The sequence below is a fragment of the Amycolatopsis sp. QT-25 genome (assembly GCF_029369745.1).
Taxonomy (GTDB): domain Bacteria; phylum Actinomycetota; class Actinomycetes; order Mycobacteriales; family Pseudonocardiaceae; genus Amycolatopsis.
The window spans coordinates 6,193,315-6,205,350 of record NZ_CP120210.1 but is presented as its reverse complement, the minus strand read 5'-3'; the positions used below and the strand labels follow the sequence as shown (position 1 = coordinate 6,205,350).

The 12,036-nt window shown below is 66.9% G+C and carries 11 protein-coding genes and 2 pseudogenes; 5 read left to right on the top strand and 8 right to left on the bottom strand.

The genetic code is table 11. The features are described 5' to 3' along the window. The first annotated feature begins 52 nt into the window (after positions 1-52). Positions 53-427 (top strand): DUF427 domain-containing protein, encoded by a 375-nt coding sequence (locus P3102_RS28870; protein WP_276363344.1) that lies wholly within the window; start codon positions 53-55, stop codon positions 425-427. Positions 428-755: 328 nt separating this feature from the next. Here the strand turns inward: P3102_RS28870 and P3102_RS28865 are convergent, their stop codons facing one another. Continuing rightward, on the bottom strand, positions 756-1,055 hold the full coding sequence (locus P3102_RS28865; RefSeq protein ID WP_276363343.1) for a hypothetical protein: 300 nt from the start codon (positions 1,053-1,055) through the stop codon (positions 756-758). Between the two features lie 276 nt (positions 1,056-1,331). Here P3102_RS28865 and P3102_RS28860 point away from each other — a divergent pair, with 276 nt between their 5' ends. Together P3102_RS28860 and P3102_RS28855 are read left to right on the top strand one after the other, a co-directional pair. Continuing rightward, the gene (locus tag P3102_RS28860) at positions 1,332-1,757 is read left to right on the top strand and encodes an acyl-CoA thioesterase (RefSeq protein ID WP_276363341.1); all 426 of its coding nucleotides are present in this window, start codon (positions 1,332-1,334) and stop codon (positions 1,755-1,757) included. Positions 1,758-2,584: 827 nt separating this feature from the next. Continuing rightward, positions 2,585-3,882 (top strand): annotated as a pseudogene (locus P3102_RS28855) (IS701 family transposase). An 8-nt stretch (positions 3,883-3,890) separates the two neighbouring features. Here the strand turns inward: P3102_RS28855 and P3102_RS28850 are convergent. Both P3102_RS28850 and P3102_RS37870 read right to left on the bottom strand, forming a co-directional pair. Next, positions 3,891-4,708, bottom strand: a protein-coding gene (locus P3102_RS28850) for an IS5 family transposase (protein ID WP_276363339.1) whose coding sequence is annotated in 2 segments (ribosomal slippage) — positions 3,891-4,366 and positions 4,366-4,708 — 819 coding nt in all. Because the reading frame shifts where the segments join, the coding sequence is not laid out codon by codon here. A 77-nt stretch (positions 4,709-4,785) separates the two neighbouring features. Continuing rightward, positions 4,786-6,057: pseudogene (locus P3102_RS37870) on the bottom strand (DUF222 domain-containing protein). A 618-nt stretch (positions 6,058-6,675) separates the two neighbouring features. Between P3102_RS37870 and P3102_RS28825 the strand changes: the two are divergent. Beyond that, a complete protein-coding gene (locus tag P3102_RS28825; protein WP_276363335.1) occupies positions 6,676-7,527 on the top strand; it encodes a nitroreductase/quinone reductase family protein in 852 nt (283 codons plus the stop codon). Positions 7,528-7,983: 456 nt separating this feature from the next. Then, a complete protein-coding gene (locus P3102_RS28820; RefSeq protein ID WP_276363333.1) occupies positions 7,984-8,970 on the top strand; it encodes an acyl-CoA desaturase in 987 nt (328 codons plus the stop codon). A gap of 5 nt (positions 8,971-8,975) precedes the next feature. Here the strand turns inward: P3102_RS28820 and P3102_RS28815 are convergent, their stop codons facing one another. The 5 genes from P3102_RS28815 to P3102_RS28795 form a co-directional block, all read right to left on the bottom strand. Next, positions 8,976-9,755: an alpha/beta fold hydrolase gene (locus P3102_RS28815; RefSeq protein ID WP_276363331.1), complete on the bottom strand. Its 780-nt coding sequence runs from the start codon at positions 9,753-9,755 to the stop codon at positions 8,976-8,978. Between the two features lie 20 nt (positions 9,756-9,775). Beyond that, a complete protein-coding gene (locus P3102_RS28810; RefSeq protein ID WP_276363329.1) occupies positions 9,776-10,150 on the bottom strand; it encodes a hypothetical protein in 375 nt (124 codons plus the stop codon). 18 nt (positions 10,151-10,168) lie between these two features. Further along, positions 10,169-10,825 (bottom strand): enoyl-CoA hydratase-related protein, encoded by a 657-nt coding sequence (locus P3102_RS28805; protein ID WP_276363328.1) that lies wholly within the window; start codon positions 10,823-10,825, stop codon positions 10,169-10,171. Between the two features lies 1 nt (position 10,826). Then, positions 10,827-11,435 carry a TetR/AcrR family transcriptional regulator gene (locus tag P3102_RS28800; protein ID WP_276363325.1) on the bottom strand — a complete coding sequence of 203 codons (609 nt, stop codon included), beginning with the start codon at positions 11,433-11,435 and terminating at the stop codon, positions 10,827-10,829. Positions 11,436-11,680: 245 nt separating this feature from the next. After that, the gene (locus P3102_RS28795; RefSeq protein ID WP_276363324.1) at positions 11,681-12,022 is read right to left on the bottom strand and encodes a VOC family protein; all 342 of its coding nucleotides are present in this window, start codon (positions 12,020-12,022) and stop codon (positions 11,681-11,683) included. Positions 12,023-12,036 lie beyond the last annotated feature (14 nt).

Genomic DNA, 12,036 nt, shown 5'->3' with positions numbered 1-12,036 from the left:
CGCGGGCGGCGTCGCTGTTCCCGGTATTCGGAAACCCTCGAGGAGCTGATCCATGCCTGACAAGAAGGTGCTGAAGCCGAGCGCGGCCCACCCGATCACGGTGACGCCGAACAAGGCACGGGTGGTCGTCACGGTCGGCGGTAAGGTCGTGGCGGACAGCGCGAACGCGCTCACGCTGCAGGAGGCGGACTACCCGCCCGCGCAGTACATCCCGCGTGCCGACGTCGACTTCGGCGTGCTGGAGCGGACGGAACACTCGACGTACTGCCCGTTCAAGGGCGACGCGGCATACTACAGCGTCCGCACCGGCGACGGCGTCGCCGAGAACGTCGTCTGGACCTACGAGGCGCCGTACGACGCGGTCGCCGAGATCAAGGACCACGTGGCGTTCTACCCGTCGAAGGTGGACGCGATCGAAGAGCGCTGATCCACCTCACGGCAGCAGGTCGACGCGATCCCCGTCGGCCGCGAGTGACGTGTCGGATCCGATCCGCCACGCACCAGGCACGGTCGTCCGGCCGGAACAGGGTGGGCGACCGCGCCTCGAACCAGTTCGGCCGGGGCCGCCAGCCGAGTTCCGGCACGGACGTCGGCGGTCCTTGGAAGAGCAGGTAGTCCCGGTCTGGATGCCGCAGGCGCGGCGGGTCGAAGTGCTCGTCGGTCCAGCCGTAGCCGCCCCAAAGGCGGAGCCAAGCCTCCGAAGTGGACGTGTGATCGCCGAGAACGGCCAGCAGCGCGGTGAGACTGTGCAGAGGTTACGTGCCGCGTTCGGGCGGGAAGTTCCGCCAGACCGAGCCGGTGAGATTCACCGGATCCGAGGAGCCGACCAGCGCGTGCCACCGCATGGCGCCATCCCGTCTCGGCCACGACTTCGCCCCATTCGACCAGCCGCGGTCACGCTCGGCGGGGTGGCAGACCCGGGCGTAGGCGGCATGGTCACGGGGGACCGTGCGGCCGGTCTCGCCGGTCTCGCCGGTCGCGCCGGCGAGGATCCAGCCGACTGGGGCGGGTCGAGTACCGGTCGCAGCACGGCGGCAAGTTCCCAGCGAGATCATGGGCGGCGCATCTTGTCGGTGGGCGGGGGCATACTGCCGGACGTGGGTGTTCCGCTGCGTCACCGTTCGGGCCGATCCGTGTACCGCGAAAGCGCGCCGGTCGCGCGGGGCGGCTCGTCGCTTGCCGACGTCGCCGCCGAGGTGGGTTACGCGGATCAGTCCCATCTCGGGCGGGAGTGCCGCCGGCTGTCCGGTGTTCCGCCCGGCGCGCTCGTCCGATCCTGGACTGGCCGAAACGTTCCAGACTGAGGCGGTCCACCGCGCGAAAATCGGGAAGTGCTCGAACCTCTTCGCGTCACCATCGACATCCGCACGGACGATCTCGACCTCAACGGGCATGTCCGCGGCCCCGTCTACCTCGCGTACGCCGATCACGCTCGCTGGGAATGCGTGTGGGCGGCCGGCGTGGACCCGTTGGCGCTCAAGGCCGGGAACCTCGGCCCGGTCAACCTCGAAACGACGATCCGGTTCCACCGCGAGCTCCGCGCCCGTGCGCGGATCGACGTCCTGACCCGGTTCACCTGGGCACCGGGCAAGGTGTCACGGGTCGTCCAGGAATTCGTGGCGCCGGACGGTGCCGTGGTGGCGGAGGTGGAAAGCCTTTCCGGGCTGCTGGATCTCGAACGACGGCGGTTGGTGCCGGATCCCGGACGGCACTGGCGAAAATACGCGGCACGGCCGGAAATCCTTGGCCTGCCGTGATCAGATGGTCACCCGCTTCTCGTAGAGACTGGTGGGCCATTTCGCCGCAGGTGGATCGGCAACGTGCTCGAAACCGATCGCAAGGCGTTGTGCGGGATCATGATCGTGCTCTATGCCACGATTCGTGGGAGTTTCTGTCGCAGGAGATGGGGTACGGGTCGAGGTGTGACGTGCTGGCGCCGGCTGCGGGACTGAACTGGGGCCGGTATGGGGCAGCAGTTGCACGAGTGCTGCTCACGAGGCGCACGGGGTGAACCTGCTGGACTGGTCGTGCGGCGGTCAATAGGTCATCTGTGCGGGCGTTGAAGGGGCCAGAAAGCGACCCGAGTTCCGTGAACCGGACCCTTGTCGGATCGACATGCCATGTGATCACCGACCGGTATCCCCTTGGTAGCCTCCGTGACCAGCACGGCGTCACCCAGCCGATGCCGTTGATCCAGGCGATCCCGCCGGTGCGGGCGGTCCCGGGTCACCGCGGCGAGGGCCACGCCGGATCTGCACCGACCGCGCCTACGGCCACGACGAATACCGTCGCCTTGTCCGCGCCGAGGGATCACGCTCGGCATCGCCCGCCGCGGCGAATAACACGGTTCGGTCTAGGCGTTCACCGCTGGGTCGTCGAAGGTGCCTTCGCCCTGCTGCACTGGCTCCGCCGCATGTGCATTCGCTGAAGATCCGCGACGACATCCACAAGACTTCCTCACCTCTGCTGCACCAGAATCCGCTGGCACAGACTTAGTACTGCAATGACATTTCGTTATAGAGTGGTTGAGTGTGTCGGTTAGGCTTTGGCCCGGCGATCGTGTAGTTGATCTCCTGTGTTGGAGATGGCGACGGGTTGGTCGGCGCATTTCACTGCGTTCGCGGGGCGGTTCGCGTCGCGGTTCTCGCGGGTGGAGCCGCGGCGTCAGATGGTGTCTTACCTGCGGGGACTGCTGGCTGAAGTCGAGCGCAAGAACGGCTGGACCCTGGCGGAGATGGCCGGCGAGGCCGGCCCGCAGGGCATGCAGCGGCTGCTGAACTTCTACGCCTGGGACGCCGAAGGCGTGCGTGATGATGTGCGGGCCACGGTGGTCGAGGTGCTGGCGGACGCCGAACGTGGCGTGTTGATCGCGGACGAGACCGGGTTCGTGAAGAAGGGCACGAAGTCCGCGGGCGTAGCGCGCCAGTATTCGGGCACGGCCGGGCGCATCGAGAATTCGCAGATCGGCGTGTTCTTGGCGTATGTATCGGCTCGGGGGCGGGCTTTGATCGATCGGGAGTTGTATCTACCGAAAGAGTGGATCGCCGATCGGGATCGGTGCAGCGCTGCGGGCATTCCTAACGGCGTCGGATTCGCGACGAAACCCGAACTGGCGCAATTAATGTTGGAACGCGCGCTCGCCGCGAGTATCCCGTTCGCGTGGTTCACCGCCGACGAAGCGTACGGGCAGGTTGGACGGCTGCGGCTCTGGCTGGAAGAACACGACATCGCACATGTACTGGCGGTGCCCAAGTCCCAGATGGTGATTTCCATGGATCTGCGGCAGCGGCGCGCCCACTCGGTTATCGCGGACGCCGCCCCGACTGCCTGGCAGCGCCTGTCCTGCGGCGATGGCGCCCACGGGCAGCGGATCTACGATTGGGCCGTAGTTGACATCCGCCCGCTGCGCCGGCGAGAAGTCGGCCACTGGCTGCTGGCCCGCCGCTCGGTCAGCGACCCCACCGAGATTTCCTACTACATTTGCTTTGGCCCCGCCGAAACCGATCTCCGAGAACTGGTACGCGTCGCTGGCAGCCGCTGGGCGATCGAAGAAAGTTTCCAAACCGCAAAGAACGAAACCGGGCTCGACCACTACCAGGTCCGCCGATACGAAGCATGGTATCGGCATATAACTCTCTCCATGGCAGCGGCAGCATTCCTCGTCATCACTCGAGAGACCGCAAAAAAAGGGGATCTACACCCGGCCTGATACCGCTCACGTCCAACGAAATCCGCAAGCTATTCAACCGTGTCACCACGCGGGTCCAGCACACAATCCAGCACGCTATGCACTGGTCACGATGGCGACGAACCAGCCAAGCCCGCGCCCGAACCAGCCACTACCGCCGGCGCGGCCATCACGAAGTGTCATTGCAGTATTAGAGCGTGTCTTACGTGGTGAGCTTTCGGAGTTTCTTGTGGCAGGTGAGGGCGGCTCCGAGGGTAAGGAAGGCGAGGAAGTGTTCGGCTTTGCGTTCGTAGCGCAGGGTGAGGCGGCGGTATCCGGTGAGCCAGGCCATGGTTCGCTCGATCACCCAGCGGTGTTTGCCGAGTTTGTCCGCGGATTCGATGCCTTTGCGGGCGATGCGGACTGTGATGCCGCGGTCGCGGACCCAGTGTCGGAGCGCGGGCTGGTCGTAGGCCTTGTCGGCGTGCAGCTTGGCGGGCTTGCGGCGTCGCGGGCCTCGGTGGGACTTGACCGCGGGGATCGCCATCACCAGGGGTTTGAGCGCGAGCGAGTCGTGGGTGTTCGCGGCGGAGATCGCGATCGTGAGCGGCAGGCCGGCACGGTCGGACAGGACGTGGATTTTCGAGCCGGGTTTACCTCGGTCGACCGGGCTGGGGCCGGTCAGAGATCCCCCTTTTTCGCGCGGACGGAGGCGCCGTCCACGATCGCACGACTCCAGTCGAGCAAGCCCCGGCTGCCCAGTTCGTCAAGCAGTACACGATGGAGCTCGCGCCATAGCCCGGCCTCTGTCCATTGCGCGAACCGGCGGTGCGCGGTCTGGAAGGGCACGCCGAACGACGGCGGCAGATCCCGCCAAGCACATCCGCTGGTCAGCACGTACACGATCGCCGTGAACACCTGCCGCGGATCCAACGGCGCGGTCCCACCACCCTGCGGACGCGGTGTGAACGCGGGGATCAACGGCTTCACCAGTTCCCACAGCTCATCCGGCACAAGACGCAAAGACAACCGATCAACCACGACCAAGATCATGGCGCATCAGCCACCGGTCGCCACGTAAGACACGCTCTTAGAAACCTATTCATCTGTTACGACTTTTAAATCCGTAGGTGCATGGTGTTTCGTCTGGGTGTTGTGGTGGGGTCGAGGTAGGCGGGGGCGGTGAACTCAGGTAAGCCGTCGTGGGTGATCCGGGCTTTCCATTCACTATGGTGGATGAGCCGGTGATGTTTGGTGCACAGCAGCACGAGGTTGTCGATTTTCGTTTCGCCGTGGTGTTGCCAGAAGACGATGTGGTGTGCCGTACAGCGGGGTACGGGCATGTCACAACCCGGGAACGCACAACCACCGTCGCGGAGGGTCAGCGCGTACTTCTGGGCCAGGGACACGGTCCGTTTGGATCGGCCGATGTCGAGGGGTTCCCCGCCAGTTCCGAGCACACCGGGTCGGACACGGGCGTCGCAGGCGAGGATGCGGGCGTCGGTGGCGCTGATCGGCCCCACCAGGTCCAGGCAGGCGTCGCCGAGGTCCCGGATCAGGTCGTCGTAGGACATGGTGACCAGGATGTGGTGACCAGGATGTGTGTGGCTTCGCCCGCTTGTCCGGGGAGGTCGCGGCTGGTGGTCTTCAACCGCACGTAGTCGGTGAACGCATCCCCGTAGCGCTCGTCCTGGGTGCGGGAGTCCCGCACCCCGTCGGTGGCTTTGTGCGGTTTGGCCATCGGATCCAGGTCCGATTTCAGGCGGGCGTAGGTTTCGAGATCCAGGGTGGCCTTCAAGCCGAGGGTTGCCGTCGCGGTGCTGGGTAAACCGCATCTCCGGCCGGGTGTCCTTCGGATCCTCGCTGCGGGGCTCTTTCCCGTCGGGGTCGAGTTTGTCCAGCAGGCGGCGTCCGGCGCGGGCGATCTGCCGCGGCCCCGCGTGGCGAGCCAAGTCGACGAGGATCTTCTCCCCGGCCCGGATGTCTTCTTCCGGGACGGTGGAGGGGATGCGAGCGAGGGTGCGGATGATCGCGTCGATCTGCGAACCCCCGATCACACCCTCCGCCGCGGCCTGAGCGGTCAACGGCGCCAGCGGCGGCCCGGGATCTCCCCCGATCGACGGACCCGCATGCAGGGCCAGGACACGATCAGCGCGGACACCGGCCTCCCTGTCCGTCACCCGGAAATCCTCGAAAATCAACGCCGCCAACGTCGAATGACCCGAGCACCCACGCACCCCACGGGCATTGATTTCCGCCAGGATCGCGTTCTGCTCCGCATCCAACCGACGCTTCCGCATTTCCAATTCCTGCTTACGGGCATGCAGCGTCGCGGTGTCGACACGCCACCACTCGATGGACGTCTCCGGGGATGCGTTGTCGCTGGCCACGACTTCACGCTACTCCATATAGAACAGATGTGCTAGCCCTAATGGCCCAGTGGGGAGAATTCGAATGCACGTGCAGAGAAAGCTCTGAAGCGTGTTAGAGGTGCGAAGGAGATGAAGAGCGAAGACGCGCGAAGGACGAGGACGCACGATAGGCACGAAGGCGCGGAGGGTGCGAGAGGGCGAGGGCGCGAAAGTACGAAAGCCAGCGAAGGCGCGAAGGCGCGAAAGTGAGCGAAGGCGCGAAGGCGCGAAGGCGCGAAAGTGAGCGAAGAAGCGAAAGCGCGAAAGCACAAAAGGTGAAGGTGTAAAGGACGAAGGCGGGCAAGGCTCGTGCGCGACGGCCGGACCCTGTGCTAACGTCGTTCCCGAGCCCCGTATGGGCCTACGCATGGAGGTAGCGGCTACTCAGCCACCAGAGATCGGCACACACCGTCTCTCGCATCCGATCATCCCCGCGTCCGTGGGATGACGCCTCCATGCGCTGCGTCCGAAACTCAGGCGAAACCCGCCCGCACCCGGGCGAAACCCGCCCCAACCCGGGTGAGTCAAGGCTTGTGTGCTCGTTCCGGTGCTGGTTTCCGTGCCCTCCTGTCGACACATCGACGGGAAAGGACCGCATTGACCGGCTTCAACGACCAGGTGATCGAGGAATTCAGGCGTACCAAAGGAAATCTCGGCGGCAGGTTCGAGGGGTGGCAGCTGATCCTGCTCACCACCACGGGTGCCAAGAGCGGTAAGCGGCGGACGAATCCCTTGGGATACCTCGAAATCGACGGCAAGACCGTCGTCGTCGCTTCCAACATGGGATCTCCGTCCCACCCGGGGTGGTACCACAACATCCGGCGCGACCATCGGGTCACGATCGAGACCGGCGCCGAGACCTATGAGGCGATCGCGGCCGTTCCGTCCGCGGCGGAACGGGACGCGTTGTTCGCGCGGATCGTCGCCGAGGAGCGGGGATTTGCCGACTATCAGGCGAAAACTTCGCGCGAGATGCCAGTCGTGGTCTTGCACCGGATCGACGACCGGGTGCGGGGGATGGGGGACTTCCTGGTGGAGGTCCACGACTGGCTGCGGGAGGAACTCAAGACGCTGCGCGCCGGGGTGGACGAGATCGTGGCGGGCCGCGCGGAGTCGCTCGGCATAGCGAAACCCCTGCGGGCACATTGTGTTTCGTTCTGCGACGCGTTGACCAAGCATCATACCGGTGAGGACATGGGCGCGTTTCCTATGTTGGCCCAACGGTTTCCCGCTCTGGCTCCGACGCTGACGAGGCTCGGGGAAGACCACGTCGTCGTCGCGACGTTGCAGAAGCGCATCCGCGAGCTCGTGGAGGGCTACGTCCACGGGGAGAGTGACCCTGTTCTCTTGCGTGACGACTTCGATGAGCTCGCGGGGAAGCTCGAAGCGCACTTCGCTCACGAAGAGCGAACGGTGGTGACGGCACTCAACGTGACGGCGCCCGGCTGATCGGTACACACGCCCTGGGGTTCCGGCCCCAGGGCGTGTATCATGGTGAGCGGCGGAGCCTCATGCGCGACGCCGATCCGGCACGAGGCGGGTGGAATTCGCCCCCGGCCTCGCCGAAGACCGCGAACCAGCGGTCCCTTCGAAAGGTTCTACAGTCAAAACTCACAGCACCGACAGTGCGCTGTTCAGCCACCCGCTCGACACCCAGGTCGAGCGGCACGACCCCGCGACCCCGCAAGGCGAGCGATACATGGATCTTTTTCGCGAACCTTCTTATCCCACACCGGAACCTTCGGCCGACGCCGTTCGTTGACGGAGCAGATCAACGTTTTGGGTGTCGTGTTGGCCAAGCACGCTCGCGCAGAATTCGTCGCGGGCGTCGCCTTCCGAGCGCCGAGCCGCGACATCGGCTGACACAGCCGATACCGGTCCTGGCAATCGACAAGAAACGGCGACATGACTTCAGTTCTAAACAACCCGGACAGCGCAGAGCGGCAGGCGCCACAGCCCCTGTTGTCCGGGGAGCAGTCCAACACCGAAAACTTTCTCGTCAAGCTGTTCGCGGTGGTGCCTCTGCTGGCACTGGCCGCTTCCGTCCCCTTCGCGTGGGGCTGGGGGCTCGGCTGGGTGGACCTCGGTCTGGCCGCCGGGTTCTACTTCCTCACCGGTCTGGGCGTGACCATCGGTTTCCACCGCTACTTCACCCACGGCGCCTTCAAGGCCAACCGCGGCCTGCGGATCGCCCTCGCGGTCGCCGGCAGCATGGCCATGCAGGGCCCGGTCATCGGCTGGGTGGCCGACCACCGGCGCCATCACGCCTTCGCCGACCGTGAGGGCGACCCGCATTCCCCGTGGCGGTTCGGCTCCAGCCCGGCCGCGCTCGCCCGCGGCTTCTGGCACGCCCACATGGGCTGGCTGTTCGATCGCGAGAAGACCAACGCGCAGCGGTTCGCCCCGGATCTGCTGGCCGACCGGGACATCGCCCGGATCGATCGCCTGTTCCCGCTGCTCACCGTCGTGACGTTGCTCGCGCCCGCCGTCCTCGGCGGCGTGATCACGATGTCGTGGTGGGGCGCGGTCACCGCGTTCTTCTGGGCGAGCCTGGTCCGCGTGGCGCTGCTGCACCACGTCACCTGGTCGGTGAACTCGTTGTGTCACATGATCGGCGATCGTCCGTTCGCCGCCCGTGACAAGTCCGCGAACTTCTGGCCGCTCGCCATCGCCTCGATGGGCGAGTCCTGGCACAACTCCCACCACGCCGATCCCACCGGCGCCCGGCACGGTGTCCGCCGAGGTCAGCTCGACATTTCGGCGCGGTTGATCTGGCTGTTCGAGAAGGCGGGCTGGGCGACGGACGTCCGCTGGCCGAAGGCCGACCGGCTCGGCCGCAAACTCAACCCCGGCCACTCCCTGTCACTACGCCGGACCGCGAAGCGGGCCTGAGCCCGTCAGCGGATCGCGTCCGCGATGGCGTCGATCAGTTCCGGCCCGTCCGAGAACGCCGGGTCGTTGTGCTCGGCACCGGGGACTTCGACCGTCCTCGCGCCGGCGGCCCGTGCCACTTCACGGCTCTGCTGGGCCGGGACGATCGAGTCAGCGGCGCCGTACACGACGGTCACCGGTGCCTGCACGCGCGCGACGTCGTCCCGCGTCGGGAACTCGTCCCGCAGCAGCCACCGGACCGGCAGGAACGGATAACGCAGTCGCCCGACCGACGCGAGGTCGACGAACGGAGACCGCAGGACGAGCGCGGACGGCGGGCGTTCGACGGCCAGTTCGGTGACGACCGCGGAGCCCAGGCTCTCGCCGAAGTAGACCAGCGGCGCCCCGGCCTCGCGGGCCAGGAAGTCGTGCGCGGCGCGGATGTCCAGCTTGAGCCCGTCCTCGGACGGCTCGCCGGGATTGCCTCCGTACCCGCGATACTCCAGTAACAGCACCGAGAGCCCGCGTGCGGTCAGCGCGCGGGCCATCGGCGCGCGGTACACCCGGTTCCCGGCGTTGCCGGGCGCGACCAGCACGGCCACCTTCGCGCCGGCGACCGGGAAGTACCAGCTCGCGAGGCTCAGTCCGTCCGAGGTGGTGAGCGTGACGTCCCTGCCGCCGGGCAGGACGACGGCGGCGCCGGGCGGCGGACCTCCCTCGGGGAGATAGATCAGCTTGCGCTGGAAGGCGAACGCGGCACCGAAGACCGCGCCGACGAGGGTGACGACCACCCCCAGCGCGATCAACGCCTTTCTCCGCGCGGCACTCAGGGCTTCGTCCGGGACAGGTCGAATTCCGCGAACAGGTCCGCGTCGAGGAACGACGTGATCTCGCGGATCCGATCGCCACGGAAGGACAACACGGTGATCGACCACACGTGATGGACGGCGTCGGCCGCTTCGCCGAGAGAGCAGGCGACGGCGGGCTGCCCGTTGGCGGTGACGTCCTCGGTCGGCAATGCCACGAGCGTGTCCGCGTCACCGCGAGCCGGTGCGGAGGCGAAGTCCGCGGCGGTCACCGCGTCGTCGGCGTCGTGGGTCGAGCCGGGCATGCGGTTGCAGTGGGCGGGCAACTCGCGGCGCGGCGGTTCCACCACGCGGTTGAACTCCGCCTCGCCGGCGTGCAGGACGTTTTCGCTCACAATCGACGATTGTGCCCTTTACTTGGCGCGAAGCGCGGTGACAGCCGGGGTGAACATCGTCGTCTTGATCGCGCACAGCGTGCCGCGGTCCTTCCCGGCCAGCGGGCGAACGAGGTCTGCCGCGTACTCCAGCAGCGCGGGTTTCTCGGCGACGGCGTCCACGAGGCCCAGATCGCGCGCGTCCGTGCCGCCGAACCGCCGCCCCGTGGTCATCGACGCGATCGCGGCGGCGGGGGAGACCTTGCCCTGGATCAACGCCGCCATCCCCGGCGTGAACGGGATGTTGATATCCGCTTCGGGAAAGCAGAAGTACCCGCGGTCGGCGCGCATCACGCGGAAGTCGTGCGCCATCGCGAGCATGGCCCCGGCGCCGAAGGCGTGTCCGTTGATCGCGGCGACCGTGTGCACGCCGAGGGTGAGCACGCGGGCCAGCAGTTCGTGGACGTCGGCGACGTACTGCGCCGCCTGGGTGGGGTTGCTGGTGAGCCATTCGAGGTCGAGGCCGTTCGAGTAGAACTTGCCCGAGCCCACGGTGACCAGCACCGCCGGATCCGGATAGGCGACGACGGTGTCCAGCTGGGAATGGACGGTTTCCAGCCAGGACGGCGAGAAACGGTTCTCGTCGTCTCCGAGGTCCAGCAGGAACACCGGGGCGTCTTGACGCAGAGTGGGCATGTCAGTCCTTCCGTGGGGGTGGGAGCAGGAGTATGGCGCGGACCGCGGCGGCGAGCCGGGCCCGGGAGGCCGCGGAGATCGGTTCGCCCGCGGTGAGCGTGCGGCGGAACAGGGCTGTCGGCAGGTCGACCACGCAGGTCGTCAGCACTTCGACCGCCTGCGCGTCCCGTCGGCCCCAGAGCCGGTCGGCAAGCGCGATCAGGAGCGTGATCAGGCGTTTGTCGAGGGCCAGGAAATCGGCCGCGAGGTCTGCGGGGACCTGCGGGCCGAGGACCTGTTCCTTCTTGACGGTGATGAGCAGGCGGGCCGCCTCCGGCCGTAGATCGGCGAACGCGGCCGGCGTGTCCGCCGCGGCCACGACCGCCGCGACCGGATCTTCCACCTCGTCGGCGAGAGTGGTCTGGAGGTCGAGGAACTCGCCCGCCGCGCGGAGCCAGACATGGGCCAGCAAGGTGCCGAGCGAGCCGAAAGCGTGGTAGATCGTCCCGTTGGACACGCCCGCGGCGGCCGCGAGGGACCGGACGGTGACGCCGTGGGCACCCGTCTCGACGACGAGGTGTTCGGCCGCGTCGAGCAGCCTTTCCAAGTCGTGCACACGGGGGCGGGGCATGACGCGACGGTAACAGAGCGCGTGCTCCAGAACAATAAGAGAGCGCCCGCTCTAAAAGGGGCGAGGTAGCCGTGTGATGTGGTTCACCGCCGTCTTCACCGCGAAGTCTTCACCTCCCCTCGGCGGCGCGGGTCAAGCCGTCGAACCACCGAGAAGCCAGAAGAAACCGAAACGATCACCGCCTAGGTCATCGTCACCGTCGTCGGAGCGTTCATGGCCGGGGTGCTGGGATTCACCGGCTGAGGTCAGGAATCCGGGGACCACACCGCGAGTTCCGCGCCGCCGGGCTCGCGGAAGTGGAACCGGCGCCCGCCGGGGAACGAGAACGGCTCGACCGTGACGACTCCGCCCGCGGCCTCGACGGAACCCCTTGCCCGCTCGAGGTCTTCGGTGCGGATCGTCACCAGCGGCGCGGCCGTCCGCGCCGCGGTGTCCTGCTGGAAGCCGAACGAGACCACGCCGCCGCTCTGGACGTCGGAATACGTCGGGCCGTACGACGTCGCCGTCCACCCGAAGGCCTTCTCGAAGAACCGGCTCGAGTCCGCGGCCGAGCCGGACGGGAACTCGACGAAGTCGATTTCGTACATGGGCCGCAAGCTAC

Excerpts from the sequence above, each read along its gene's own strand:
- P3102_RS28820 (WP_276363333.1), top strand. The coding sequence starts at position 7,984 with ATGACTTCAGTTCTAAACAACCCGGACAGCGCAGAGCGGCAGGCGCCA.
- P3102_RS28795 (WP_276363324.1), bottom strand. The coding sequence starts at position 12,022 with ATGTACGAAATCGACTTCGTCGAGTTCCCGTCCGGCTCGGCCGCGGAC.
- P3102_RS28865 (WP_276363343.1), bottom strand. The coding sequence starts at position 1,055 with ATGATCTCGCTGGGAACTTGCCGCCGTGCTGCGACCGGTACTCGACCC.
- P3102_RS28870 (WP_276363344.1), top strand. The coding sequence starts at position 53 with ATGCCTGACAAGAAGGTGCTGAAGCCGAGCGCGGCCCACCCGATCACG.
- P3102_RS28805 (WP_276363328.1), bottom strand. The coding sequence starts at position 10,825 with ATGCCCACTCTGCGTCAAGACGCCCCGGTGTTCCTGCTGGACCTCGGA.
- P3102_RS28800 (WP_276363325.1), bottom strand. The coding sequence starts at position 11,435 with ATGCCCCGCCCCCGTGTGCACGACTTGGAAAGGCTGCTCGACGCGGCC.